At 71.5% G+C, this 3,457-nt stretch carries 3 protein-coding genes and 1 riboswitch; all 3 genes read left to right on the top strand.

Going from position 1 to position 3,457, the window contains the following annotated elements:
* Positions 1 to 143 precede the first annotated feature (143 nt).
* A riboswitch (glycine riboswitch) is annotated at positions 144 to 256 on the top strand.
* Positions 257 to 395: 139 nt separating this feature from the next.
* The 3 genes from gcvT (at position 396) to glyA (ending at position 3,432) form a co-directional block, all read left to right on the top strand.
* Complete coding sequence (gcvT, locus tag FNX44_RS25125) at positions 396 to 1,553, top strand: glycine cleavage system aminomethyltransferase GcvT (protein ID WP_143651284.1); 1,158 nt, start codon at positions 396 to 398, stop codon at positions 1,551 to 1,553.
* A gap of 151 nt (positions 1,554 to 1,704) precedes the next feature.
* Positions 1,705 to 2,082 carry a glycine cleavage system protein GcvH gene (gcvH, locus tag FNX44_RS25120; protein WP_143651283.1) on the top strand — a complete coding sequence of 126 codons (378 nt, stop codon included), beginning with the start codon at positions 1,705 to 1,707 and terminating at the stop codon, positions 2,080 to 2,082.
* 69 nt (positions 2,083 to 2,151) lie between these two features.
* Positions 2,152 to 3,432: a serine hydroxymethyltransferase gene (glyA, locus tag FNX44_RS25115; protein WP_143651282.1), complete on the top strand. Its 1,281-nt coding sequence runs from the start codon at positions 2,152 to 2,154 to the stop codon at positions 3,430 to 3,432.
* The last annotated feature ends 25 nt before the right edge of the window (positions 3,433 to 3,457 follow it).

Genomic DNA, 3,457 nt, shown 5'->3' with positions numbered 1-3,457 from the left:
CGCCCCTCCGGCCGTCCGGGGTGCCGGACGGCGACCCGCACGGCCGCCGTCCCCGCCCCACGCGGTGCAGAGTGCCACAGCCAGGGTGCCGCCGGAGGGGGTGTCCGTGTCATGATGTGCGCGCCAACTGCATACCGGCCGACTGAACCCGCGCGGGAGAGTCCCTTCGATGAGCCGCCGGCACCGCCGGTGGGAAGGGACGCCGAAGGAGCAAGTCCTCCCTTGAATCTCTCAGGCCCCGTACCGCGCGGGCGAGGCAGATCTGAAAAGCGGCCGCCCCTGCCCGGGGCGCCCCACCCAAGGTGCAAGCCGGACCCGAACGGGTCTGCGGCGAACCTCTCAGGTTCCGATGACAGATGGGGAGGACGTGTCCGCCCCTGCCTGGGAGCCAGAAAATGTCTGAAACCCTTCGTCTGACAGCCCTCGACTCCGTCCATCGCGCGCTCGGCGCGACGATGACGGACTTCGCCGGCTGGGACATGCCGCTGCGCTACGGCAGCGAGCGCGACGAGCACAACGCCGTCCGCGAGCGCGCCGGGCTCTTCGACCTCTCCCACATGGGCGAGATCGCCGTGACCGGCCCGCAGGCCGGCGAGCTGCTGGACCACGCCCTCGTCGGCAACCTGTCCGCGCTCAAGCCGGGCCGCGCCCGCTACACGATGATCTGCGACGAGCGCGGCGGCATCATGGACGACCTGATCGTCTACCGCCTCGCCGACGGCGTGGACGGCCGGCCGCACTACATGGTCGTGGCCAACGCCTCCAATGCCCAGGTCGTCCTCGACGCCCTCATCGAGCGGCAGGCCGGCTTCGACGCCGCCGTCCGCGACGACCGGGACGCCTACGCGCTGCTCGCGATCCAGGGCCCCGAGGCCGCCGGCGTCCTGCGCACCCTCACCGACGCCGACCTGGACGGGCTGAAGTACTACGCCGGTCTGCCGGGCACCGTCGCCGGCGCGAACGCGCTGATCGCCCGCACCGGCTACACCGGCGAGGACGGCTTCGAACTCTTCCTCGCCCCCGCCGACGCCGAGAAGGTGTGGACCGCGCTGCTGGACGCGGGCAAGGACGCCGGCCTCGTGCCCTGCGGCCTGTCCTGCCGGGACACCCTCCGCCTGGAGGCCGGCATGCCGCTGTACGGGCACGAGCTGACCCGCGACACCACCCCGTTCGACGCCGGCCTGGGCCGCGTCGTGAAGTTCGACAAGACCACCAACGAGGGCCGCTTCGTGGGCCGCGAGCCGCTGGAGGCCGCCGCCGAGCGCGCCGCGCAGAACCCGCCGCGCAAGCTCGTCGGGCTGATCGCCGAGGGCCGCCGGGTGCCGCGTGCCGGCTTCCCCGTGGTGGCGCTCGACGGCGGCGCGGTGATCGGCGAGGTCACCTCCGGCGCACCCTCCCCCACCCTCGGCAAGCCGATCGCCATCGCCTACGTGGACGCCGCGCACGCCGAGCCGACCGCCGAGGGCGCCGAACCGGCCGTCGGCGTGGACATCCGGGGCAGCCACGAGCCGTACCGGGTCGTCGCCCTGCCGTTCTACAAGCGCGAGCGCTGACCCGCGGCGCCCCTCGGCAGGGCTCCACGCCCCCGGCCGCCCCGTGCCGGAGACTGAGCACGTCGTCACCGGTATCCGCGCATCCCACCGGCCGTCCCATCCCTGAAGACCGGTTTCACCTTCACCACCCTCATCCGGGAGAATCCACACCATGAACAACCCCCAGCAGCTTCGCTACAGCAAGGAGCACGAGTGGCTGTCGGGCGCCGAGGACGGCGTCTCGACGGTCGGCATCACCGAGCACGCCGCCAACGCGCTCGGTGACGTCGTCTACGTGCAGCTCCCGGAGGTCGGCGACACCGTCACCGCCGACGAGACCTGCGGTGAGCTGGAGTCGACCAAGTCTGTCAGCGACCTGTACTCGCCGGTCACCGGCGAGGTCGTCGAGGTCAACCAGGATGTCGTGGACGACCCGGCGCTGGTGAACTCCGCCCCCTTCACGGGCGGTTGGCTGTTCAAGGTGAAGGTCACCGACGAGCCGGCGAACCTGATGTCCGCCGACGAGTACGCGTCCTTCACCGGCAACTGAGCCCTTCCCCGGCCCGCCCGGCCGGGGACAGCCCACCTTCCAGCCGACCAAGATCGGACCTGAGATCTGATGTCGCTTCTGAACAGCTCACTCCACGAGGTGGACCCGGACGTCGCCGCCGCCGTCGACGCCGAACTCCACCGTCAGCAGTCCACCCTCGAGATGATCGCCTCGGAGAACTTCGCTCCCGTCGCGTCCCTCCAGGCCCAGGGCTCGGTTCTCACCAACAAGTACGCCGAGGGCTACCCCGGCCGCCGCTACTACGGCGGCTGCGAGCACGTCGACGTCGTCGAGACGATCGCCCGCGACCGCATCAAGGCGCTGTTCGGCGCCGAGGCCGCGAACGTGCAGCCGCACTCCGGCGCCTCCGCCAACGCCGCCGCGATGTTCGCGCTGCTCAAGCCGGGCGACACCATCATGGGCCTGGACCTGGCCCACGGCGGTCACCTCACCCACGGCATGCGGATCAACTTCTCCGGCAAGCTGTACAACGTGGTCGCCTACCACGTCGACGAGCAGACCAACCTCGTCGACATGGAGGAGGTCGAGCGCCTCGCCAAGGAGCATCGCCCGCAGCTGATCATCGCCGGCTGGTCCGCGTACCCGCGCCAGCTGGACTTCGCCGCCTTCCGCCGCATCGCCGACGAGGTCGGCGCGCTGCTGATGGTCGACATGGCGCACTTCGCCGGTCTGGTCGCCGCCGGGCTGCACCCCAACCCGGTGCCGCACGCGGACGTGGTCACCACCACGACCCACAAGACCCTCGGCGGCCCGCGCGGCGGCGTCATCCTGTCCAAGCAGGAGCACGCCAAGAAGATCAACTCCGCGGTCTTCCCCGGCCAGCAGGGCGGCCCGCTGGAGCACGTGATCGCCGCCAAGGCCGTCGCGTTCAAGATCGCCGCGACCGAGGAGTTCAAGGAGCGGCAGGAGCGCACCCTCGAGGGCGCCAAGCTGCTCGCCGAGCGCCTCCTCCGGAAGGACGCCGTCGACGCCGGCGTGTCCGTCCTCTCCGGCGGCACCGACGTCCACCTCGTCCTGGTCGACCTGCGCAACAGCGAGCTCGACGGCCAGCAGGCGGAGGACCGGCTCCACGAGATCGGCATCACCGTCAACCGCAACGCGGTGCCGAACGACCCGCGTCCGCCGATGGTCACCTCCGGTCTGCGCATCGGCACACCGGCGCTGGCCACCCGCGGCTTCACCGCCGAGGACTTCACCGAGGTCGCCGACATCATCGCCGAGGCGCTGCTGCCGGACTTCGACGAGGCCAAGGCCAAGACGCTCGCCGCCCGCGTGAGCGCCCTCGCCGACAAGCACCCGCTCTACCCGGACCTCGTCCAGGGCCGCTGAGCCCCCGCCGGGGGCGCCCCACCAC

Source organism: Streptomyces alkaliterrae, assembly GCF_007097205.2.
Taxonomy (GTDB): Bacteria; Actinomycetota; Actinomycetes; order Streptomycetales; family Streptomycetaceae; genus Streptomyces; species Streptomyces alkaliterrae.
Note: the sequence above shows the minus strand (reverse complement) of the source record. Positions and strands in the feature narration are given on the sequence as shown.

Excerpts from the sequence above, each read along its gene's own strand:
- gcvT (WP_143651284.1), top strand. The coding sequence starts at position 396 with ATGTCTGAAACCCTTCGTCTGACAGCCCTCGACTCCGTCCATCGCGCG.
- gcvH (WP_143651283.1), top strand. The coding sequence starts at position 1,705 with ATGAACAACCCCCAGCAGCTTCGCTACAGCAAGGAGCACGAGTGGCTG.
- glyA (WP_143651282.1), top strand. The coding sequence starts at position 2,152 with ATGTCGCTTCTGAACAGCTCACTCCACGAGGTGGACCCGGACGTCGCC.